The following is a 19,542-nucleotide window of genomic DNA, read 5'->3' as shown; positions in this document are numbered from 1 at the left end:
GTGTCCACGCCGGGCCCGCCATCCGGCCCCTCCTGCGCAGACCCGCGTGGGGACTACCCTCCGCGCTCCCACCGAAACGCCGCTGCACGGCGCCCGAACACGGGGCGGCCCGCGGCGGCCAGCGAGGGCGCCCGCAGGGGGAGCGCGGCCGCGGGGCCGGCGTACGCTGGCCGCATGAGCCAGGCGGAGGAGCCCACTGCACGCTCGAGGGCCGCGGACGACGTCGGCAACCCGACCGCCACCGCTGGCTCGTCGCCGTCGTCCGCATCCTCCTGGGCCACCACGCCGGCCATCCGCAAGACGATGCTGGGCAACCGCTCGCGGGACACGGCCCCTGAGCTGAAGGTGCGCAGGGCGGTGCACGCCATGGGCCTGCGATACCGGGTCGCGTACCGGCCGGAGCCCTCCCTGCGGCGGACAGCTGACCTCGTCTTCACCCGGGCCCGGGTCGCCGTGTTCATCGACGGGTGCTACTGGCACGGCTGCCCGGAGCATTACATCGAACCCGCGAGCAACGTCGAGTACTGGAGGCCCAAGATTGCCCGCAACCGCGAGCGGGACGCCGAGACGACTGCCGCCCTCACCTCCGCCGGCTGGCGGGTGCTGCGGCATTGGAGCCACGAGGATCCTGCCCGGGTGGCAGAGCAGATTGCCGCGACGGTCCGTGCCGAGGGCTTGAAGGGCGGAAGGAGCCCCGGACGGTAGGCAGCATCGGACTGGAGCTTCCGCTTGGGGCAATTTATCCTATGGGCAGATTCTTCGGGGAGGATGCATGTCAGCCAACAGCGAGCCGACGGACCTCGCACTCGACTTCGTCGAGCTCAACAAGTACCTCTTCACCGGCGGCGGCGCCGCCACTGCGCTCGCGCGGCTCGTGGTCCATGCAGTTAAGACTGTCCCCGGATGCGCGTGGGCTGCCATCACTTCGTGGCATACGGGGGAGAAGCCCCGCAGCATCGCTTCGACGGGCCCCGTCGCCGCCTCAGCCGATGAGCTTCAGTACAGGCTGGGCGAGGGCCCGAGCCTGGATGCGGCCTCGAGCCGTGAGGTGGTGTGGGTACCGGATCTTGCCCGGGATGATCGCTGGCCCCGGTTCTCGGCCGCGGCGCTCACCGAAACCCCCGCCCGTGGTGTTCTTTCCTTCCACCTGCTGGATGAACCGGCGCGCTGTGCTCTCAACCTGTACAGCAGCGATCCAGACGCCCTGACGGCGGAATCAGTGACGGTCGCCGCGTTGTTCGCAGCACATGCTCGCGTCTTGCTGCTGCATGCCGACAGCAGCGGCAAGGCCGCAGGCCTCACGACCGCCCTGAATACGAGCCGCCAGATCGGGGCTGCCATCGGCATCCTCATGAACGCCCACCACGTCACCCAGGAGGAGGCGTTCGACCTTCTCAGACAGAGCAGCTCCCGGCTGAACCGCAAGCTGCGCGATGTGGCTGACGACGTGATGCTCACGGGCGAGCTGCCCCCTGAGGAACACTGATTTCGCGTCAGATCCTCCCAGCGGGGTAGGAGGCGGGTGAAGAATCTCACCCCAGGAGGTATCCGATGGATTCCACCCAGCTGACCTGGCTCATCGTGATCGCGGTGATCGTGGTGATCATCATCATCGTCATCGCGGTAGCGGCCTCACGCCGGCGGTCCGAGGGCCGGCGCGAGAAGCAGCGTGTTCAGGCCGAAGAGCTGCGCGCCCAAGCACAAGCCCGGGAAGTCGAAGTCCGTGAGCGGGAGGCGAACCGCCAGGAGGCTGAGGCGCGCGCTGCTCGGGCTGAGGCCGACGCTGCACGGGCGGAGGCTGAGGCCACACGGCTGCGCCAGCAGGCCAAGGAGCAGACCAAGGGACTCGACGACGATCGTGCGCGCATTGCCGAGCAGCGCAGGAAGGCCGATGAGCTGGATCCCGATCGGGACGACGCCCACGACCGGCACGCCCACGACCGCGAGGCCCACGGTGGGGAAGCCCGTGATGATCGCGTTCGAGAGGGGGAGAACGTCCGCGAGGGCGGTGCAGTCCGCCGTGAGGTTCGCGACGACCGCGAGGTGCGCGACGACGGCGCCCGGGATGTCCGCGAGGGCGGCGTCCGGGATGTTCGCGAGGGCGGCGTCCGCGATGAGGGGATCCGCCAGGGCGACGCGCGGCATCGCACGCAGGAGGGCGTCGTCCGGGACGACGTCTACGACGCCGAGCGGCGTCGCCGTGACCGCGACTGAGAGGACGACCATGACGAACAGCGAGAATCCGATCCAGATCCAGAAGTTCCTGGCCGGTGTGGACTACCCGGCGGAGAAGTCCCAGCTCCTCGAGGCTGCCAAGAGCCACGGTGCCGACAGCAACGTCACGCGGGCGCTCAACAGCATCCCCGACCGTTCCTACGCCAAACCCACCGAGGTGAGCCAGGCGATCTCCGACGCCGGCAACCACCCCGAGAGGGGGAATGACGGTGACGCGGGCGTCGAAGCGGACGACGACGAGCGCGGGGACGACCGCTTCGACGCCGGCTGAGTCTGCCCGCGGGGCTATCGCGCTCTGCCGAGGAGCCCCGTCAAGCGGGCGCGTCCCATTAATCCAGCGAGCCCCATCAGGCCACGGGCCTGATGGGGCTCGGTCGTGCAGCCAGTCCGACTGTCAGAAGGGCTCCCCTCCCGTCACCGGGTACACCGCGCCGGAGATGTAGCTCGCCTCGTCTGACGCGAGGAGGACGTACGCCGGCGCGAGCTCGGCGGGCTGCGCGGGCCGGCCAAGGGGCGAATCCTTCCCGAAGTCCGGGATATGCCCGGGCCACCCCGTGGAGGGGATGAGGGGCGTCCAGACGGGACCGGGCGCCACGGCGTTGATCCGGATGCCCCTCTTGCCCAGCACCGGGGCCAGCGCCTTCACGAGGGCCACCTGCGCCGCCTTGGTCATGGCGTAGTCGAAGAGGCCCGGCGAGGGGTGGGCGGCCTGGATGGAACTGGTGATGATCACCGACGCCCCGGCGGGAAGGTGGGGCATCGCCTCGCGGAGGATCCAGAACTGGCTGTAGAGGTTGGTGCGCAGCACCCTGTCGAACTCCTCGGTAGGCACCGAGTCGATGCCGTCCCTCTCCTGCTGGTACGCGGCGTTGAGGACGATGGTGTCAAGCTTCCCGAAGGCGTCGAGGACGCGCTGGGGCAGGGAGCAGGCGAACTGCTCGTCCCTGAGGTCGCCCTCGATGAGCTCGGCGCGTGCGCCCGCCTTGCGGATCTCATCGGTGACGGCGGAGGCGTCCTCGGCTTCCTCGGGCAAATGCGTGAGGGCGACGTCGGCCCCCTCCCGTGCGAACGCGATCGCGACGGCGCGGCCGATGCCTGAGTCGCCGCCGGTGATGAGAGCCGCGCGCCCGGCGAGCCGGCCGTGGCCTTCGTAGCTCTTCTCTCCGTGGTCGGGGTGCGGCACGGTGGCCTCGGTGGTCCCGGGCGCTTCCTGCTGCTGCTCCGGCGGGCTGCCGGTGTCCCGGGCTGTGCGGGGATCGTGCGGAGTGGAGTCAACCATGTCGGTCTCCTTGGGGTTGCGGTTCAGGATGCGGGTCTCCGGTCAGGGGTGATTGCCTGCCTCTGTCGGGGGGTAGTAGCGAGACCATGACGTCTCAGAGCCGGTCCGCTGCCCGCGGCATGATCCTCCGGCGCCGCGCTGGTCGCGGCTTCACCTTCCGGGACGCCGAGGGCGGCAAGGTCACCGACACCGAGACCCTCGACAGGATCAATGCGTTGGCGATCCCGCCGGCTTGGCGGCACGTGCAGATCGCGCAGTCCCCGAAGGCGCGAGTGCAGGCCACGGGCTTCGACGATGCTGGCCGCAAGCAGTACCTCTACCATTCCCAGTGGCGGGAGCGGCAGGATGCTAGGAAGTTCGACAGGGCCCTCGATCTCGCGGACCGGCTGCCGGGCATCCGGCGCGCGGTGACCCAGGACCTGCGCGGACGGAGAGGTCCCCGCGAGCAGGCGCTCGCCGCCGCCCTGCGACTCGTGGACCGGGCGGGCTTCCGGGTGGGGAGCCGGCGCTATGCGCGCCGCAATGGCTCCTTCGGGGTGACCACCCTGCAGCGTCGCCATGTGACGCTCGACGGCGACGTGGTCGCGTTCGACTTCGTGGGCAAGTCGGGCATGCAATGGTCCCTCGAACTCGTGGACCCCGACCTGGCCAACTACCTGGCGAGCCGGCCTCCAGCCTCCAGGAGGACCCGCGCCATCGGGTACGAGGACGGAGCCGGGACCCAGTCCATCAGCGCCTCCGCGCTCAATGGCTACCTCCGGGACAAGGCGGGAATGGCGGCCAGCGCCAAGGACCTCAGGACGTGGCGCGGGACTGTCGTGGCTGCCGAGGTCCTGGCGCGAGAGGGTGCGGCCGGCTCGGACGCGGATTCCGCGTGGCGCGCGGCCGTCGCCGAGGCGGCGGAATGGCTGCACAACACTGCCGCGGTAGCGCGGGGCTCCTACGTGGACCCGCGGCTCCTGCTCGCCTTCCACGAGGGCCGGCTTGACGGCGGCGCCGTCTCGGATGCGTCTCTCGCCCGGGTGCTCCGCGACACTCCGCGGGGCGGCCCAGGGACGAAGGACGCCAGAACAAAGGACGCCGGGACGAAGCCCCAGCACTCGTCCCGGCGTCGGCGTAGATGAGCCGCTCCGATCAGCTGTCGGGGTACTCATCGGTCGTGGCCGGGGACTCGGCGTCGACGTCTCGAGGGGTGAGGTAGCGCTCGCCCTCCTCGGTCGTCTCCATCGTGTACTCCTCGGCGACGGCCTGCATGCGGGCAACGTCATCCGCGCTTGGCGGCTTCACGGGCCCGGGATTGGGGGTGCGCTCAGCGTCGCCCCAGACCGCACCCAGCCCCTGTGCGGAGGGCGTCACGTCAGCGGGCCCATCGGCGTCGCGCTCATTCTCCAGATCTCGGGGCACGGGCTTGCCCGGTTCGTGGCGGTGGAGACTGTCGTGGTCCTCATGAGTCATGCCCGCTTCTTTACCCAGTGAGGGCCCGTCGCAAAACTCTTGGGTGTATTCCGAGACCGCTGCACTGCCCACGATCCGCGTGCGGGATCTGCGCGTGGCGGAAGTTGCCGCTTCTACTTCTCGTGGATAGCCTTCGCGTAGCGGAACCGTTCTCAGGCAGCAGGGAACGTCAAGGATGACGACTTCATCCCCTCCCGATCTCGGCAGGGGCTTCGAGAAAGGGGGCCCCAGTGGCCCGCACGAACCGGTTCGGTATTACTGCAGTGTCCATCGCCGCCGCCTTGGCGCTGGCTGCGTGCAACCCGGCTGCACCCTCGGGAGGCGGCGCCAGCCCGGCCGGTTCTGGCGGTTCCGGGTCCTTCAGCAAGGACCTCTCGGGCAGTCTCAAGACGAGCGGGTACAACCCCTCCGACGAGGTCGGCAAGTCCCGCTCGGACCTCGCCACCAAGGCCGTGGCCCCCGCGACCGTCACGATGGACACCACCAACTTCGACGCCCAGAAGTTCGCTGCGCAGGCTGCATCCGGGCAGGTGCCGGATCTCATCCAGGTGGACCGCAGCATGGTCCCGACACTCGCCGACAAGGGACTCATCCAGCCGCTGGACAGCTGCTACTCGCTGTGGGGCGTGACGCCTGATCAGCAGTACTACCCGGCCGCCGTCAAGAGCGTCACCTTCAACGGCAAGGTGTACGGCGTCCCGCAGTTCTTCCAGACGTCCATGCTCATCGCCGACAAGGATGTTATGCAGTCCGCCGGCGTGAGCGTCGACCAGCTCGACACCTCCAAGCCGGACGAGATCGTCGCGGCCGCGCAGAAGATGTACAAGGCCTCCGGCGGCAAGCCGTCCGTCATCGGCTTCGATCCCGACCTCCCCGGGTCGGCGGACCTGTGGCTGCAGGTCTTCGGCGGCCAGTCGATGGACGACAAGGGCAAGCCGACCCTCGACAGCGGCCAGAACGTCACGGCGCTGACGTGGATGAAGAAGCTCATGGATGCCCAGGGCGGCTTCGCGTCCATCAAGTCCTTCAAGGACTCGATGGACGTCTTCGGCAACCAGAACCAGTACGTCAAGCACGAGGTCGGCGCCCAGACCTGGGCCCAGTGGTACATCAACGTGCTCTCCAACACGAAGGACAGCGTCCACGTGGTCGGTGCACCGATCAAGACCCATGACGGCAAGTCCATCGGCTATGCAGGTGGAACGGCACTCGCCGTCCCGACCGCCGCGAAGAACCCGTCCGCGGCGTGTGCGTGGGCGATCAAGGCGACCTCGCTCGACGCGTGGAAGGCCGCGGGCGACGCACGTGCCGAGACGGTCAAGCAGAAGAACTCGATCAACACCGGCCTCTTCACCGGCTCGCCCGCGGCGGACAAGGCCGTGCGCGATGCGCACGTCGGCTCGTCCGGGAACGCCGACTTCGACCAGCTCATCAGCACCTCCTACTCGACGCTGGAGAACACGGCCACGTTCGGCAGCTCGCCCGCTGGCCAGAGCATCAAGGACGCGCTCTCGAATGCCGTGGCCGTCGCGCTCTCCGGGGAAAAGGATCCGAGCACGGCCCTGAAGGACGCTCAGGATACGGCGATGCGGGCCTGGCAGCAGACCTCGCTCGGAAAGAACGGCTGATACCAGGAGCGTGGCCATGAGCAGAACGGTTGCCGGTGCCCGATCCGGTCAGCGCACGCGGGCCAAGAAGTACAACCGCCGCGAGTCGCTCGCCGGGTACCTCTTCATCGGGCCGTGGATCGCCGGGCTGCTCATCTTCACGGTGATCTCGATGGGCTGGAGCCTCGTGCTCTCGTTCCAGAACTACGATCTCGCGACGGGCAGCGCCACGCCCGCGGGTGTGGAGAACTACCGGCTGCTGGCCGAGGACCCGAACGTGCTGAACTCTCTGGGCAACACGTTCATCTACGCGCTCATGGCGGTGCCCCTGGACATCGCGTTCGCGCTCCTGCTCGCCTCGCTCCTGAACGGAGTGAAGCGCGGGTCCGGCTTCTTCAGGCTGGTCTACTACCTTCCGAAGATGACCCCGAGCGTCGCGACCGCAGCGGTCTTCCTGCTGCTGCTCAACGGCAACAGCGGCGCGATCAACAAGTTCCTCGCGCTCTTCGGGATCGCCGGTCCTCAATGGCTGTCGGATCCTGCGTGGATGAAGCCGTCGATCGTCATCATGAGCCTGTGGGGGGTGGGTGGGACAACCGTGATCCTGCTCGCCGCCCTCCAGGCGGTGCCGAAGGAGCTCTACGAGGCGGCCTCGACGGACGGCGCAAACCGCAGGCAGCAGTTCTTCAGCATCACGGTCCCGCTCATCTCGCCGACCCTGTTCTTCCTGACGATCGTCAATACGATCGGAGCCCTGCAGATCTTCGACCAGGCGTACCTGCTCTTCTACCGGGACGGGAACTCGAGCGTGCCCGACTCCGCCCGCTTCTTCGGCGTCTACCTGTACCAGCAGGCCTTCCAGCACTTCAACTTCGGCCCGGCAGCCGCCATGGCCTGGCTGCTGTTCGTGATCATCATGATCATCACCGTGATCCAGATCAGGGTGGGCAACCGGTTCGTGCACTATGAGGGGGGCGATCGGCCGTGACCAATGTCAATCCCGAGCTCGAGCCGACCTCGATCGCCCAGGCGACCGGGGCGGTGTCGCCCGTGATCGGTGCCGTGGGCGCGGAGGTGACAGATCAGCGCAAGCCCGGCCGCCCGCCGGCCGGCGGCCGCGCGGTGCTGCCGTCCGGGCGTCGCAGCCGGCTCACGGACCGGCTGGGGCAAGGCGTCCGGTGGGTGTTGCTCACCGGTTTCGCCCTGCTGTTCATGTACCCGTTCGCGTGGCTTCTGGCCGCATCCCTCAAGCCCCGCGGCGAGGTCTTCGACAACCGGCTGATCCCGCTCACGTTCACGCCGGAGAACTATGCCGAGGTCTGGAACCAGCTGCCCCTGCTGAGCTGGTTCTTCAACTCGGTCTTCATTGCCCTGGCCTCTGCGACCCTCGTGACCCTGACCAGCTCGGCCATTGCCTTCGGCTTCGCCTACTTCCGCTTTCCCGGGAAGAAGGTGCTGTTCAGCGTCCTCCTCGGCACGATGATGCTCCCGGGCGCCGTGACGCTCATCCCCAACTACCTCATCTGGAAGACCCTCGGATGGCTCGGGACGACCGTCCCCCTCTGGGGCGGCGCCCTGTTCGGCTCCGCGTTCTACATCTTCCTCATGCGGCAGTTCTACCTCTCGCTGCCCAGGGACCTGTTCGAGGCGGCCCGCATCGACGGATGCTCTTTCTTCGGCCTCTTCCGCAGGATCGCGTTCCCGCTTGCGCTGCCCAGCGCGATCATCGTGTTCATCTTCGAGTTCCAGGCCTCGTGGAACAACTTTGCGGGCGCCCTGATCTACCTCAACTTCGGTGACCCATCGAGCTACACCGTCCCGCTGGGCGTCGCCTACGCCATGACGATGTACTCGCCCACGGCAGGGGGGCACGGCGACTACCAGTATGTGATGGTCGCATCGCTGCTCGTCACGCTGCCGATGATGGTGGTCTTCGCACTGGGCCAGAAGTACTTCATCGAGGGCATCGCCTCGGGATCTTTGAAGGGCTGAGCCCAGCGGCGCCGAGTTGCCATACCCCGTTTTCTGACGGTGAAACACGAGAAATGAGCGGGCTCGACCACGTATCTACGCACCGGAACTTCTCCTCAACGGGTTGTATACCAGTTGCCTCCGTGCCTACGGTGGAGTAGGAGTCAAGCAGAAGGCGCCGATCCATTCAGCCAGATGGCTGCGGACCTTGGAGCTCATTGTCGTCATGACTCAAGCGGCACGACTCGAGAGTCGCCGCATACTCATCACAGGGGAGGACGCCGAACTCGCCGCGAGGCTTGGAACGGTGTTCAAGCGCGCAGGCGCTGTCGTCAGAACCACGGACGGCCTCCCCGATGAGGAGCTCCATGTGGCCGCATCCCCAGATGCGGCCGTGCAGAAGCTCGGAGGACTCGACGTCCTCGTGAACATCGGCCCCGCAGTACTCCCGGGCGACCACCCGGATCTGGAGCAACGGTCACCTGACGTGGAACGCGCACTCGTGCGGTTCATGGAGCGTCTGGTGACCACCACGGAAACCGCCTTGGAAGCCATGTCGCCCGGTGCGAGCATCATCAACGTCGTCGCGCTCTCGGTGGATCCCCTGACCGCCGCGCACGAGGCGCTCGCCGCCGCCGTCGTCGATACCACCCAGGATTGGGCGGCGATTCTCATGCGGCGCGGAATCCGCGTCAACGTCGTTGTGGGCGGACCCTCGATCGACCCCGCCGTCGAGGCGGAGCTCGATGGGACTGACGGTGAAGAGCCGGCTGCCCAGTCCGCCCAGCTTGATGTCCTCGTCTACCTTGCCTCGACCAACTCGAGCCATGTCTCGTGGATCAGTAGTGTCAGTGGCGCGCGCCTTTGAAACAGCAGAGGCACCCGCAGGCGCCTGAGGCTTGACGACTCCCCATTCTCAGCGAGAGGAAACTCGCACATGAAGACCAGCCCCAGCCAGTCCATCTCCACCGTTCCGTTCGTCACCGGAATCGCCGGGCCACCGGGAACGGAGTTTGCCCCACCCCCTGCACCCCTCACCGGCAGCGCCGGGCCAACCGCGACGTCCACCCGAGCCAGCGATGCCGGGAAGCTCGTCCTCGAGTACCTCGGCGTCGCCGACGCCCTCGCCAGGAGGTTCCGCTGCGCCGGCCACGACGCAGAGGACCTGCGCCAGGTTGCGAGGCTGGGCCTGCTCAAAGCAGCCCAGCGGTACCGCGAATCGCGGGGGCACGGGTTCGTTCCCTACGCTGTTCCCACCATCACGGGGGAGCTCAAGCGCTACCTCCGCGACCAGTCGTGGGTGGTCCGCCCGCCGCGTTCCCTGCAGGAGCTCCGCCTCAAGATCAACGCGCTCCGGCCGCGGCTCGCCCAGGACCTCGGCCACGACCCGTCCACGGCCGAGCTGAGCAGCGCCGCGGGCGTCCCGGCCAGCGACGTGGCGGAGGCACAGCTCGCCGACACCGCGATGGTGGGCCAGCCGATCGAGCACGGCGACATGTCCGACGATCCCCAGGAGCGGCGGGTCATGGTCGTCCTCGGCGACGACGACCCCGGCTATGAGCGTGTGGAACAGCTGGACGACCTCGCCGAGGCCCTCGCCGATGCCAGCGACGCCGACAAGCGGCTGCTGCACCTGCGGTTCGTCGAGGAGCTGACGCAGGACCAGATCGCCCAGGAGCTGGGTGTGAGCCAGATGCAGGTGTCCCGCCTGCTGAAGAAGCTGCTCGAGAGGCTGCGGCAGCGCATGGCCGCCTGAGCATATCGGGCGCGAAGGGAGGGCTGGCACGGCGAGTGCCAGCCCTCCCTTCGCGTCGGCTGCTGTGGGCCGTCAGCGCACGGCGACGTCGTCACGGCGGTGATCGGCGTCGTCGTCCCTCCCCGGGTGCTCACCGCTCTCGAGCCGGTCGACGGCGTCGAGCACCTGCCCTGGAAGGACCGCGAGGAGCGCTGGGTCCGGGAGTTCGGCGAACGGGTCACCGTGGCGCACGAGCGGATCCGTCAGGACGATGTGGGGCCCGTCCGCGGGAGGCCCCCACTGCTCGGGGGTGGCGGGGCCGAACAGCACCACCGAGGGCGTGCCGTAGGCGCTTGCGAGGTGGCCGGCGGACGTGTCGGCCGTGATGACCACTCGCGCCGCGGCGATCGCGGCGGCGAACTCGTCCAGTGCCCAGACGCCGGCCGCGCAGGCCGTGCGGGGCAGACCCGCTGCGCGTGCCACCGCGGCCGCACGGAACGTGTCCTCCGGTCCGCCGGTCACCATCACGCGGTGGCCCTTGAGCGCGAGGACGGCGGCGACGTCGGCGAAGCGCTCCATGGGCCAGCGCCGGCTTCCATAGGCGGCACCTACATGGATGATCGTGGCGCCCTCGGCCGGGGCCGGCGTCTCCGGGGGGCAGAGCCGGAAGTCATCGGGGCTGGCCGGGATGCCGTGCCAGGACACGAGCCGCGCCCACCGCTCCCGCTCGTGGAGCGAGTCGTCCCATTCGGGGCCAGCCCATCCGGGTGCGGCGTGCCCGATGCGGTAGGTGGGGGAGAGCTCCTCGAGCCGCCCCCGGCTCTCCGGGCCGTTGCCGTGGAGGTTCACGGCGATGTCCACCGGGCCCTCCCAGGGCAGGGGATCGTCGAGCCCGGGGGTCTCGAGCAGGCGGTTGATGCCGCCGATGAGAGGCACCACCGGCGCGAGCCAGCCCGGCGCTGCGAGAATCAGCTCGTGCCCCGGGAACGCCCGGCGGAGTCCACGGAGCGCCGGGACGGCAACGAGGAGGTCCCCGAGCTTGAGGGCCCGGAGGGCGAGGAGGACGGGGCGGGTATCAGACTGGGCCACGGACACTCCTGAGCACGAGAAGCAGATCTCGCCCTCGGCTTGAGCGGCGGGGAGGAGAAGAAGTCCCCGAGATGGGTTTAGTGTACTCCGGCTCGGGCACTTCTCCTCCATGACGCCAGTGACCAGCAGACGGACCCGGATCCCCGCCGCGGTGCTGTTCGACCGGGACGGGACCCTCGTGGTCGACGTGCCCTACAACGGCGATCCGGCACTCGTCCGGCCCGTGCCCGGCGCCCGCCAGACCCTCGAGCGGCTCCGGTCGCTCGGGGTGCGCATCGGCGTGGTCAGCAACCAGTCGGGCGTGGCCCTCGGACTCCTGGATCTGGAGGATGTGCGCGCCGTCAACGCCCGCGTGGAGGACCTGCTCGGCCCGTTCGACACCTGGCAGTTCTGCCCGCATGGGCCCCAGGACGGGTGCCGATGCCGCAAGCCCAAGGCCGGCCTCGTGCTCGCCGCCTGCCGTGACCTCGGCGTCTCACCCCGCGATGTGGTGCTGATCGGTGACATCGGCTCGGACATGGGTGCGGCCCGCCATGCCGGTGCCCGCGGGATCATGGTGCCGGGGCCGGCGACGCTGCGGCGCGAGGTCCTCGACGCGCCGGCGGTGGCAGGCGACCTGTGGTCGGCCGTGACCCTCGCCCTCGGCCCGGAGCTGGCAGGCGATGCCGCCTACCCGGATCCGGGGGACGAGGGCGGCTCCGAGAGTCTGGGCAGCGCAGCGTGAAGCGGGTCCTGGCCGTAAGGCTCGACAGCCTCGGCGACGTCATCATGGCCGGCCCCGCCGTCCGTGCGATCGCCGGTGCCGCGGAGCCGTACCTCCTGACCGGGCCCCGAGGCGCGGGAGCCGCACGGCTCCTGCCGCACGTGCACCACGTCCGCCAGTGGGACTGCCCGTGGATCGGCAACCCGGCAGCGGAGGCCTCGCCGCGCCATATGCGGCGCCTCGAGCGGATCATCGCCGACATCGCCCCGGACGAGGCCGTCATCTTCACCTCCTTCCACCAGTCCCCGCTGCCCCTCGCACTCGAGCTCCGGCTCGCGGGCGTGCCGCGGATCACCGCGCTGTCCGAGGACTACCCGGGATCGCTCCTCGACGTTCGGGTGACCTCGCGGGACCTGCCCTGGTCACTCCACGAGGTGGACCGGGCCCTCGGCATCGCGGCGGCGGCGGGCTTCACGCTCCCCGCGAAGGACGACGCGCTCCCGGCCCTGAGCCCACAGCGTCGCAGCGGGCTCCGGCCCCCCGGGCCCTATGTCGTTGTCCACCCCGGTGCCGACGCACCCGCGCGGGCCTGGCCGGCCGAGAACGCGGCAGCGCTCGTCACGCTCCTCGACGCTCTGGGGATGCGGGTCGCTGTGACCGGCGGTCCGGATGAGCGCGCGCTGACGGCACGGGTGGCGGGGCGCCGCGGCATCGACCTCGGCGGCCGCACCGACCTGCCCGAACTCGTCGACGTCCTCGCAGGCGCCTCCGTGGTGGTGGCCGGCAACACCGGTCCGGCGCACTTGGCCGCGGCCGTGCGCACGCCGGTGGTGAGCCTCTTCGCCCCCGTTGTCCCTGCGCAGGTGTGGAAGCCCCGCGGCGCGCCCGTCACGCTCCTCGGAGACCGGACCGCCCCCTGCGCGGGCACCCGGGCCAGGATCTGTCCCGTCCCGGGGCATCCCTGCCTCACCGAGGTCCGGCCAGAGGATGTCCTCGCAGCCGTGCAGGAGTTCCTCGCCGCCGAGTCAGGGGCGGTGGCCTGATGCGCATCCTCGTCTGGCACGTCCACGGGGGCTGGATGGACGGGTTCGTGCGCGGGAGCCACGAGTACGTCCTCCCGGTCGATGCGGAACGCGGCCCCCGGGGCCTCGGCATCGCGGGCCGGGACTGGCCCTCCGCAGTGGAGACCACCGCGGAGGAGCTCGCCGAGAGCGCAGACCGGCTCGACGCCGTCGTGCTCCAACGTCCCGAGGAAATCGAGCTCGTGCACTCGCTGACGGGCCGGCGGCCGGGGGCCGACCTGCCGGCGGTGTACGTGGAGCACAACACGCCCCGCGGCCAGGTCCCGGACACGCCGCATCCGCTGGCGGACCAGAGTTCCATCCCGATCGTGCACGTGACCCAGTTCAACGCGCTCATGTGGGACAACGGGAGCGCGCCCGTACACGTCGTCGAGCACGGCGTCCGTGACCCGGGCCCGCTCTACACCGGCGAGCTGGCGCGGCTGGGCGTCGTGGTCAACGAGCCCGTCCGGCGCGGCAGGGTGGTGGGCCTCGACCTGCTGCCGCTGTTCGCACAGGAGGCTCCGCTCGACGTCTACGGCATGGGCGGCGACAGGCTCGCGGCCGCGACGGGGCTCGACGGCGCACGGCTCGCCTGGGGAGGAGACCTCCCCTCCGCGACGCTCCACCCGCAGCTCGCCGCGCGCCGGGCCTACCTGCATCCCTTCCGGTGGACGTCGCTCGGACTGGCCCTCATCGAGGCCATGCACCTCGGGATGCCCGTGCTCGCCATCGGCTCGACCGAGGCGTGGCGCGCCGTCCCTGCGGGGGCGGGCTCCGTGAGCTCCAGCCCCGCCGAGCTCGCCGCCGCTGCGCGCCACCTGATCTCGTATCCGGAGCAGGCCCGCGAATCGGGCCTCATCGCGCGAGAAGCAGCCCTCGCCCGCTACGGGCTGGGACGCTTCCTTGCTGACTGGGAGGAGGTGCTCGCCGACGTCGCGCGGGTGCCGGAAGGAGAAATCGCATGAAGATCGCCATGGTCTCGGAGCACGCGAGTCCCCTCGCCGCGATCGGCGGCGAGGACGCGGGCGGCCAGAACGTCCACGTGGCGGAGCTCTCCGCCGCGCTGGTCCGGCGGGGCCACGCTGTCACGGTGTTCACCCGCCGCGACAGCGAGCGGCTCCACTGGGAGCAGATGCTGCCCACCGGGGTGGGCCTCGTGAACGTCGACGCCGGGCCGCCGCGCGCGATCGTGAAGGACAAGCTCCTGCCCTACATCCCCGAATTCGCCGACCGGCTCGCACGCTTCTGGTCCGAGCAGGTTCCGGACGTGGTCCACGGGCACTTCTGGATGTCCGGAGTGGCCTGCGTCGAGGCCGTCGGGCAGCTGCAGGACCGCGGCATCGCCCCACCCGTGGTAGCTGAGACGTTCCACGCCCTCGGCGTAGTCAAGCGCCGGCACCAGGGCGTCGAGGACACGAGCCCGCCCGAACGCGAATCCCTCGAACCATGGGTGGCGAAGTCCGTGGACCGCGTGATCGCAACCTGCCCCGACGAGGCGTTCGAGCTGCGCGGCCTGGGCGTGAACCGGCGGCACATCTCCATCGCCCCGTGCGGGGTGGACACCGACGTGTTCACACCAGACGGCCCGGCGCGCACCCGGGGGCGCCGGCTGCGGCTCGCCACCATCGGACGGCTGGTCCCGCGCAAGGGCATCGACACCATCATCGAGGCCCTCGCACGCCTGGCCCAGGAGGGACGGACCGACATCGAGCTGCTCGTGGTCGGCGGCTCCTTGGCCAAGGACCGTGTGGCTTCAGATCCGGAGGTGCGCCGCCTTCGGGCCTTGGCGGAGTCCCTCGGGGTCGCGGGCCAGGTCATCTTCACCGGACAGGTGCCGCGCGAGGGGATGCCGGAGCTCATGCGGAGCCTCGACGTCGTGGTGTGCTGCCCCTGGTACGAGCCGTTCGGCATTGTGCCCCTCGAGGCCATGGCGAGCGGGGTGCCCACGGTGGTCGCCGCCGTCGGCGGCCTCGCCGAGACTACGGTCGACGGCGTCACCGGGCTCCACGTGCCCCCAAAGGATTCCGCGGCGCTCGCCGCAGCCATCGGCCGGCTCGCGGACGACCCCCAGCTGCGCTCGCGGCTCGGTGAGGCCGGGGTCCAGCGCGCCCGTTCGCGCTACACCTGGGACCGGATCGCTGCGGACACCGAACGGATCTACCGCGCCATGCGGGACCACTGGGAGCAGCCCGAGCCGGACGTTGCCCGGTCGCGCCAGCGCCTCCGCCGCGTCGAGGAGGGGGCCTGAGGATGTGCGCACTCTACCGTGGGGCGAACGCCGCCCAGGCCTCTCGGCGCCCGGCACCCCTGCGGGCCGTGCCCGCCGCCGGGAACGCCGCTACCCCCTCCGCCGCCCCGCTCGGCCCCGCCGCCGCGCGCCCCAGCGCACTGGGCCTGCTCGGTGCCCCTGAGGTTGCAGAACACATCCGGGCGTCCATCGCCACGCTCGAGGTGCTCCAGCAGCACGCTCCGCTCCTGGCCCGATGGGCGGCGGAGCTCGCGCTCCGGCTCGAGCGGGGCGGACGCCTTCTCGTGGCCGGCAATGGCGGCTCCGCAGCCGAGGCCCAACACCTCACCGCCGAGCTCGTGGGCCGGTACGACGGCGATCGGCGCCCCTTCTCGGCCATCGCCCTCCACGGCGACACCTCAGCCGTGACCGCGATCGGCAACGACTACGGCTACCACGAGGTGTTCGCCCGCCAGGTGCGGGCGCATGGCAGGCCCGGGGACGTCCTGGTCCTGCTGTCGACCTCGGGGAAGAGCCAGAACCTCATCGCGGCTGCGGGGGCGGCCCGGGAACAGGGGATCCTGACCTGGGCCCTGACCGGCTCCGGACCCAACCCGCTCTCAGTCGTGGTGGATGAGGCGCTCGTGCTGGACGGGCGGAACTGTCACGTCCAGGAGTCGCAGCTCGTGGCCATCCACGCGCTCTGCGAGTGCTTCGACGCCCGCATCGCCGGCAGCACTGCCGGCTCGGTCTCCGGCAGTGCCGGATCAAGGGAGGAATGACGTGCGCATAGCAGTGGTGGGCGACACGCTCATGGACATCGACCTGAACGGGCATGCCGCGCGGCTCTGCCCCGACGCGCCGGCGCCCGTCGTCGACGTGGACGACCGGCAGGAGCGCGCGGGCGGTGCCGGACTCGTGGCGACCATGCTCGCCGGGGACGGCCACGAGGTTGACCTCATCACCGCACTCTCGGACGACCACGCTGCCGAACGGCTCCGCGGCCTCCTGCAGGGAGTCCACGTGAGCGCGGGCGAACTCGGCGGCCCGACGCCCGTGAAGATGCGCGTCACTGCGGATGGCCAGCGGATTGCCCGTATCGACGAGGGCTGCGGCCCCCGCCCGTTCCCGCTCGTGGACCAGGACATGGTCGACACGCTGGACAACGCCGAGGCGATCATCGTGGCCGACTACGGCCGCCGCCTCGCGGAGGCCCCGACCCTCCGTGCCGCGCTCGCAGCCGCGGCGCGCCGCGTACCCGTGGTGTGGGACCCGCATCCGCAGGGCGCCCGGCCCATCGCCCACGCCGCCGCCGTCACCCCGAACCTGCCCGAACTCCTCACCCTCTCCGGCCGTCCTGTCGACGGTCTCGGTGCCGTCGCGAGCGCGGCCGGGCGGCTGCGCGAGCGCTGGGGGGCCAGCGCCGTCGTCGTCACCCTCGCCGAGCGTGGGGCGCTCGTATGCGGCCCCGAGTCGGACGTCCACATCGCGGCACCCGCCGCGGGGCTCCGCATCGAGGATTCCTGCGGTGCCGGCGACCGCTTCGCGGCCACTCTCACGAGCGCCCTCGGTGCGGGGCGGGACCTCCAGGCAGCCACTGAGGCGGCCGTCTCTGCCTCGGTCGCCTTCCTGGGCGGAGGGGGCGTCGCATCGCTCGCGCACCCGCACCGCACGCCCCCGGCCGCCGAGCCGGAGGAGAGCACGGCCTTCGCGCTCGCGCGCCGGGTGCAGGCCCTCGGCGGCCGCGTGGTCGCTGCGGGCGGCTGCTTCGACCTGCTCCACGCGGGACACCTGCGGCTCCTCGAAGCCGCCCGGGAGCTCGGCGACTGCCTCGTCGTGTGCCTCAACTCCGACGAGTCCATCCGGCGCCTCAAGGGCGGCTCTCGGCCCCTCATGTCGCAGGAGGACAGGGCAGAGCTGCTGCTCGGGCTCAGCTGCGTGGACGCCGTCGAGGTCTTCACCGAGGACACCCCCGAGCAGCTGCTGTCCGAGCTGCGCCCCGACGTCTGGGTCAAGGGCGCGGACTACGATCCCGAGCAGCTTCCCGAGACCGCCCTGCTGCGCCGCTGGGGGGGCGAAGTCGTCACCGTGCCGCTCGAACCGGGACGGTCGACGACGGGCCTCGCCACCGCGATCGCGGGCCTGGACTGACGGCCGGACCAGACGCGGCCCCACGAGACAGAAACACCACCCCAGAACCATCCCTGAGAAAGGACATCATGACTGAGACCCTCAACCAGACCGTCCAGACCAGCCAGAGCCCCCTCCGGAACGCGCGCATCCTCGTGACAGGCGGCGCCTCCGGCCTCGGTGCGGCCATCGTCTCCGCCGCATCCGCTGAAGGAGCCCAGCCGATCGTGCTGGACCGCCAGAGCGTGACGTCGGGCGAGCCAGGCGTGCGGTCCTTGACCGTGGACCTGGCCCAGCGTGAGGCGGCCGAGGCCGCCGTCGCACAGGCCGCCGAGGAGGCGGGCGGCCTCGACGCCGTCGTCTGCGCCGCGGGAATGGACCGCTGCGGCGAGCTCGGCGAGGTCCCGGCGGAGGACTGGGAACGCGTCATCGCCGTGAACCTGCTCGGGACCGTTGCCGTGGTGCGCGCCGCCCTGCCGTACCTGCGGGCATCGCACGGCCGGGTCGTGACGGTCGCCTCGACGCTGGGGCTGCGCGGCGCCGCGGGTGCCACCGCCTACTGCGCCTCAAAGTTCGGCATCATCGGATTCAGCCGGGCCCTCGCGGCGGAGCTCAAGGGCAAGGTGGGCGTCACGACCCTCATCCCCGGCGGCATGGACACCCCGTTCTTCGATGACCGCCCCGAGGAGTACAAGCCCCACGACCGCACCACGCTGAACCGGCCCTCAGACGTGGCCCGCTCGGTGCTCTTCGCGCTGTCGCAGCCGACCGGCTGCGAGGTCCGCGAACTGCTCGTGGCCGGGTCCATGGAGGATTCCTGGCCGTGAGCCGGCACGGGTGAGCCGGCGCCGGTAGCCCGGTGCCGGTGACCCGGCGTTCTAGCGGCCCTCCAGCAGAGCCCTCGCGTCGGCGAGGACGCCGGACACCGGCACCCCGGCCACCCAGGGATCCTCATGGGAGCACGAGCGGCCCAGAGGGTCCGTCCCGTCCGCCCCGCAGGAGGGGCAGTGCTGCCGCCATGACACCTGCACGCGGTGCTGGCGGCGCTGCGGCGGCCCCGCGTTCACAAGGTTCGGGCCCCAATAGACGGATGCCGTGGGCGTCCCCAGGGCCTGGGCGAGGTGCCGTGGCCCGCTGTCGTTGGCCACCACGAGCCGGGCAGCCGCGAGCAGCCCGACGAGGGCATGGAAGTCCGTCCGGCCCGCCGCCGAACCGATGCGCGAGGCCGCGCTGGGAGCCGCGCGTGCGGCGTCGTGCGCCACGGCCTCGGCGAGGGCCTTCTCACCGGTGTCCCCGACGAGCAGCACCTGCCAGCCGTCCTCGGCGAGTGCGGCGCTCACGTGCGAGAACCGCTCCGCGGGCCACCGCCGCCGCGGGTCTGTCGCCCCGGGATGGACCACAACGAGCCCACGCGCGGTGGAGTCGATCCAAGGCTGTGCGGCCTCGTGGTCCTCCTCGACCGCGCTGAAGACCGGCTCGTGGCCGACGTCCTCGCCTCCGGCCAGGGCTGCGACCTCGAGCCACCGCTCCACCTCACGCTGGTAGTAGACGTGGGCGAGCTGGCGCTCGAGGGGCGCGGCATCCGGCGTCGAGCAGCCGACCGTGTGCCGCGCGCCGAGCGCGAGGATGAACGGATTGGAGTTCCGGCCGCCGCCGTGGAGCTGGACCCCGACGTCCACACCCTCCCCGCGCAGCTCCTCCACGAGCCGCGCCGTCGCCTCGTCATCCCGCCACGTCCGGCCGTCGGGGCCCGGCGGCTCGGGGAAGACGGGGACGACCCGCACCCGCTCGAAGGGCGCTGGGCGCCCGTCGAGCAGCCCGGCGAGCAGGGGCGTGGTGAGCAGGGTCGTCTCGGCGGCGGGATAGGCCGCGGCCAGCGCGTTGAGGGCGGGGAAGGCGGAGAGCAGGTCCCCGATCCCCCCGCCGCGGAGCACCGCGATCCTGTGGACGTCCTCGAAAGGCCCATCGTGCTGCGTCATGCCGGGCTGACCTCCCCTTCTCTTTCCCCGCCGCTACCCGAAGCCCTCCCGCAGCAAACCCCTGCGGC

General features: G+C 70.7%; 21 protein-coding genes. 16 read left to right on the top strand and 5 right to left on the bottom strand.

The genetic code is table 11. From position 1 onward, the window contains the following. Positions 1–174 precede the first annotated feature (174 nt). Positions 175–705 (top strand): very short patch repair endonuclease, encoded by a 531-nt coding sequence (locus IE231_RS02455; protein ID WP_189692374.1) that lies wholly within the window; start codon positions 175–177, stop codon positions 703–705. A 67-nt stretch (positions 706–772) separates the two neighbouring features. After that, entirely contained in the window at positions 773–1,486 is a 714-nt protein-coding gene (locus IE231_RS02450; protein ID WP_189692373.1) for a GAF and ANTAR domain-containing protein, read from the top strand. A gap of 146 nt (positions 1,487–1,632) precedes the next feature. Here IE231_RS02450 and IE231_RS02445 read toward each other — a convergent pair whose 3' ends face one another. Then, complete coding sequence (locus IE231_RS02445) at positions 1,633–2,226, bottom strand: hypothetical protein (RefSeq protein ID WP_189692372.1); 594 nt, start codon at positions 2,224–2,226, stop codon at positions 1,633–1,635. Here IE231_RS02445 and IE231_RS02440 point away from each other — a divergent pair. Further along, positions 2,225–2,506 (top strand): DUF2795 domain-containing protein, encoded by a 282-nt coding sequence (locus tag IE231_RS02440; RefSeq protein ID WP_189692371.1) that lies wholly within the window; start codon positions 2,225–2,227, stop codon positions 2,504–2,506. The genes IE231_RS02445 and IE231_RS02440 overlap by 2 nt on opposite strands. Positions 2,507–2,629: 123 nt before the next feature. On the opposite strand, the gene IE231_RS02435 is transcribed toward IE231_RS02440, so the two are convergent. Then, the gene (locus tag IE231_RS02435; protein WP_189692370.1) at positions 2,630–3,514 is read right to left on the bottom strand and encodes an SDR family oxidoreductase; all 885 of its coding nucleotides are present in this window, start codon (positions 3,512–3,514) and stop codon (positions 2,630–2,632) included. An 86-nt stretch (positions 3,515–3,600) separates the two neighbouring features. Here IE231_RS02435 and IE231_RS02430 point away from each other — a divergent pair, with 86 nt between their 5' ends. Next, complete coding sequence (locus tag IE231_RS02430; protein ID WP_189692369.1) at positions 3,601–4,638, top strand: DNA topoisomerase IB; 1,038 nt, start codon at positions 3,601–3,603, stop codon at positions 4,636–4,638. 10 nt (positions 4,639–4,648) lie between these two features. Here IE231_RS02430 and IE231_RS02425 read toward each other — a convergent pair whose 3' ends face one another. After that, on the bottom strand, positions 4,649–4,969 hold the full coding sequence (locus tag IE231_RS02425) for a hypothetical protein (RefSeq protein WP_189692368.1): 321 nt from the start codon (positions 4,967–4,969) through the stop codon (positions 4,649–4,651). 230 nt (positions 4,970–5,199) lie between these two features. On the opposite strand from IE231_RS02425, the gene IE231_RS02420 reads away from it, so the two are divergent. From IE231_RS02420 to IE231_RS02400, 5 genes are all read left to right on the top strand, one after another. Further along, entirely contained in the window at positions 5,200–6,597 is a 1,398-nt protein-coding gene (locus IE231_RS02420; protein ID WP_189692367.1) for an extracellular solute-binding protein, read from the top strand. Between the two features lie 16 nt (positions 6,598–6,613). Then, positions 6,614–7,564 (top strand): carbohydrate ABC transporter permease, encoded by a 951-nt coding sequence (locus tag IE231_RS02415; protein ID WP_189692366.1) that lies wholly within the window; start codon positions 6,614–6,616, stop codon positions 7,562–7,564. Continuing rightward, complete coding sequence (locus IE231_RS02410) at positions 7,561–8,568, top strand: carbohydrate ABC transporter permease (RefSeq protein WP_229866450.1); 1,008 nt, start codon at positions 7,561–7,563, stop codon at positions 8,566–8,568. The genes IE231_RS02415 and IE231_RS02410 overlap by 4 nt, the downstream gene beginning before the upstream one ends. Before the next feature lie 205 nt (positions 8,569–8,773). Beyond that, positions 8,774–9,415: an SDR family oxidoreductase gene (locus IE231_RS02405; protein WP_229866478.1), complete on the top strand. Its 642-nt coding sequence runs from the start codon at positions 8,774–8,776 to the stop codon at positions 9,413–9,415. A 69-nt stretch (positions 9,416–9,484) separates the two neighbouring features. Then, positions 9,485–10,303, top strand: coding sequence for a sigma-70 family RNA polymerase sigma factor (locus IE231_RS02400; RefSeq protein ID WP_189692364.1), 819 nt, complete (start codon positions 9,485–9,487; stop codon positions 10,301–10,303). Between the two features lie 72 nt (positions 10,304–10,375). Here IE231_RS02400 and IE231_RS02395 read toward each other — a convergent pair whose 3' ends face one another. Further along, positions 10,376–11,371 (bottom strand): glycosyltransferase family 9 protein, encoded by a 996-nt coding sequence (locus IE231_RS02395; RefSeq protein ID WP_229866449.1) that lies wholly within the window; start codon positions 11,369–11,371, stop codon positions 10,376–10,378. 109 nt (positions 11,372–11,480) lie between these two features. On the opposite strand from IE231_RS02395, the gene IE231_RS02390 reads away from it, so the two are divergent. The 7 genes from IE231_RS02390 to IE231_RS02360 all read left to right on the top strand — a co-directional run bounded on the left by IE231_RS02390 (position 11,481) and on the right by IE231_RS02360 (position 18,322). Continuing rightward, positions 11,481–12,095, top strand: coding sequence for a D-glycero-alpha-D-manno-heptose-1,7-bisphosphate 7-phosphatase (locus IE231_RS02390; RefSeq protein ID WP_189692362.1), 615 nt, complete (start codon positions 11,481–11,483; stop codon positions 12,093–12,095). Then, positions 12,092–13,117: a glycosyltransferase family 9 protein gene (locus IE231_RS02385; RefSeq protein ID WP_189692361.1), complete on the top strand. Its 1,026-nt coding sequence runs from the start codon at positions 12,092–12,094 to the stop codon at positions 13,115–13,117. Before IE231_RS02390 ends, IE231_RS02385 begins: the two co-directional genes overlap by 4 nt. Continuing rightward, positions 13,117–14,103 (top strand): glycosyltransferase, encoded by a 987-nt coding sequence (locus tag IE231_RS02380; RefSeq protein WP_189692360.1) that lies wholly within the window; start codon positions 13,117–13,119, stop codon positions 14,101–14,103. The genes IE231_RS02385 and IE231_RS02380 overlap by 1 nt, the downstream gene beginning before the upstream one ends. Beyond that, positions 14,100–15,386: a glycosyltransferase gene (locus tag IE231_RS02375; protein WP_189692359.1), complete on the top strand. Its 1,287-nt coding sequence runs from the start codon at positions 14,100–14,102 to the stop codon at positions 15,384–15,386. Before IE231_RS02380 ends, IE231_RS02375 begins: the two co-directional genes overlap by 4 nt. A 2-nt stretch (positions 15,387–15,388) precedes the next feature. Further along, positions 15,389–16,147 (top strand): D-sedoheptulose-7-phosphate isomerase, encoded by a 759-nt coding sequence (locus IE231_RS02370; protein WP_189692358.1) that lies wholly within the window; start codon positions 15,389–15,391, stop codon positions 16,145–16,147. Position 16,148: 1 nt separating this feature from the next. Then, on the top strand, positions 16,149–17,516 hold the full coding sequence (gene rfaE2 / locus IE231_RS02365; protein WP_189692357.1) for a D-glycero-beta-D-manno-heptose 1-phosphate adenylyltransferase: 1,368 nt from the start codon (positions 16,149–16,151) through the stop codon (positions 17,514–17,516). Positions 17,517–17,584: 68 nt separating this feature from the next. Next, positions 17,585–18,322 (top strand): SDR family oxidoreductase, encoded by a 738-nt coding sequence (locus IE231_RS02360; protein WP_189692356.1) that lies wholly within the window; start codon positions 17,585–17,587, stop codon positions 18,320–18,322. A gap of 51 nt (positions 18,323–18,373) precedes the next feature. Here the strand turns inward: IE231_RS02360 and IE231_RS02355 are convergent, their stop codons facing one another. Beyond that, positions 18,374–19,474, bottom strand: coding sequence for a glycosyltransferase family 9 protein (locus IE231_RS02355; protein ID WP_189692355.1), 1,101 nt, complete (start codon positions 19,472–19,474; stop codon positions 18,374–18,376). Positions 19,475–19,542: the final 68 nt, after the last annotated feature.

Origin of the sequence: Sinomonas cellulolyticus, assembly GCF_014656475.1 — a bacterium.
Classification (GTDB): domain Bacteria; phylum Actinomycetota; class Actinomycetes; order Actinomycetales; family Micrococcaceae; genus Sinomonas; species Sinomonas cellulolyticus.
This window is presented reverse-complemented; position numbering and strand designations above follow the sequence as displayed.

What these genes read in the sequence shown, in the direction of transcription:
- IE231_RS02455 (WP_189692374.1), top strand. Translation starts at nt 175, where the DNA reads ATGAGCCAGGCGGAGGAGCCCACTGCACGCTCGAGGGCCGCGGACGAC.
- IE231_RS02450 (WP_189692373.1), top strand. Translation starts at nt 773, where the DNA reads ATGTCAGCCAACAGCGAGCCGACGGACCTCGCACTCGACTTCGTCGAG.
- IE231_RS02440 (WP_189692371.1), top strand. Translation starts at nt 2,225, where the DNA reads ATGACGAACAGCGAGAATCCGATCCAGATCCAGAAGTTCCTGGCCGGT.
- IE231_RS02445 (WP_189692372.1), bottom strand. Translation starts at nt 2,226, where the DNA reads ATGGTCGTCCTCTCAGTCGCGGTCACGGCGACGCCGCTCGGCGTCGTA.
- IE231_RS02435 (WP_189692370.1), bottom strand. Translation starts at nt 3,514, where the DNA reads ATGGTTGACTCCACTCCGCACGATCCCCGCACAGCCCGGGACACCGGC.
- IE231_RS02430 (WP_189692369.1), top strand. Translation starts at nt 3,601, where the DNA reads ATGACGTCTCAGAGCCGGTCCGCTGCCCGCGGCATGATCCTCCGGCGC.
- IE231_RS02425 (WP_189692368.1), bottom strand. Translation starts at nt 4,969, where the DNA reads ATGACTCATGAGGACCACGACAGTCTCCACCGCCACGAACCGGGCAAG.
- IE231_RS02415 (WP_189692366.1), top strand. Translation starts at nt 6,614, where the DNA reads ATGAGCAGAACGGTTGCCGGTGCCCGATCCGGTCAGCGCACGCGGGCC.
- IE231_RS02405 (WP_229866478.1), top strand. Translation starts at nt 8,774, where the DNA reads ATGACTCAAGCGGCACGACTCGAGAGTCGCCGCATACTCATCACAGGG.
- IE231_RS02400 (WP_189692364.1), top strand. Translation starts at nt 9,485, where the DNA reads ATGAAGACCAGCCCCAGCCAGTCCATCTCCACCGTTCCGTTCGTCACC.
- IE231_RS02390 (WP_189692362.1), top strand. Translation starts at nt 11,481, where the DNA reads ATGACGCCAGTGACCAGCAGACGGACCCGGATCCCCGCCGCGGTGCTG.
- IE231_RS02380 (WP_189692360.1), top strand. Translation starts at nt 13,117, where the DNA reads ATGCGCATCCTCGTCTGGCACGTCCACGGGGGCTGGATGGACGGGTTC.
- IE231_RS02375 (WP_189692359.1), top strand. Translation starts at nt 14,100, where the DNA reads ATGAAGATCGCCATGGTCTCGGAGCACGCGAGTCCCCTCGCCGCGATC.
- IE231_RS02370 (WP_189692358.1), top strand. Translation starts at nt 15,389, where the DNA reads ATGTGCGCACTCTACCGTGGGGCGAACGCCGCCCAGGCCTCTCGGCGC.
- IE231_RS02360 (WP_189692356.1), top strand. Translation starts at nt 17,585, where the DNA reads ATGACTGAGACCCTCAACCAGACCGTCCAGACCAGCCAGAGCCCCCTC.
- IE231_RS02355 (WP_189692355.1), bottom strand. Translation starts at nt 19,474, where the DNA reads ATGACGCAGCACGATGGGCCTTTCGAGGACGTCCACAGGATCGCGGTG.